Source organism: Lewinella sp. (assembly GCF_050633125.1).
In the GTDB taxonomy this organism is placed as follows: Bacteria; Bacteroidota; Bacteroidia; order Chitinophagales; family Saprospiraceae; genus Lewinella.
In genome coordinates, this window is sequence record NZ_JBOEFX010000121.1 from 1 (window position 1) to 829 (window position 829).

The 829-nt window shown below is 46.2% G+C and carries 1 pseudogene; it reads left to right on the forward strand.

Features of this window, described 5'->3' with window-relative positions:
* Nucleotides 1–829 (forward strand): annotated as a pseudogene (locus tag ACRBG0_RS23695) (hypothetical protein); the annotation flags it as partial.

The following is an 829-nucleotide window of genomic DNA, read 5'->3' on the forward strand; positions in this document are numbered from 1 at the left end:
CAATCCAGGGTGTAATCGCAACAGAAAGTAACGAGACTGTAGAAGACGTAGAGGTAAGTATTAGTGGTGGCATGGCCTCTATGATGGTTACGAATACGGACGGAACATACAGTTTCAGTAACTTGGCACTGGGTGGTGATTATTCAGTAACGCCTTACCTGAATGCCAACCCACTGAATGGCGTGACGACCTTTGATATCGTGAAGATTTCTAAGCACATCCTGAATGTGGATGTACTGGCAGGTCCTTACAAACGTATTGCAGCGGATGCTAACCGTAGCGGAACGATTACGACACTGGATTTGATTCATATCCGCAAGCTTATTTTAAATGAGGTCACAGCATTCCCGAACAATACGAGCTGGCGCTTTGTAGCCGCTGATTATGACTTCCCTGATCTTACGAACCCATGGGATGAAACCTTCCCAGAGTTGATCAATGAGAACAACTTGGCGGGGAATATTCTTAACGCTGATTTCGTAGGAGTTAAGATTGGTGATGTAAACGGATCAGCACAAGCCAATGCATTGGCAGGTGATGATCGTACCTTGAACGGTCAGTTCAACTTCGTTGCTGAGAATATCGCAATGAAGGCGGGCAATACTTACACGGTAGCAATTACTGGTGAGAATATGTCTGCTGTTGAAGGCTTCCAGGGTACGTTGAATCTGAATGGCGCTGAGCTAGTAGACATCGAGTACGGTGCAGCTACAGCTGAGAACTTCGGTCTGCGTTATGCTGCTGAAGGCCAGATCACTACTTCTTGGAATGGTAAAGCTACTTCTGAAGATGTATTGTTTAGCTTGGTAATCCGCCCAACGGCAGATGC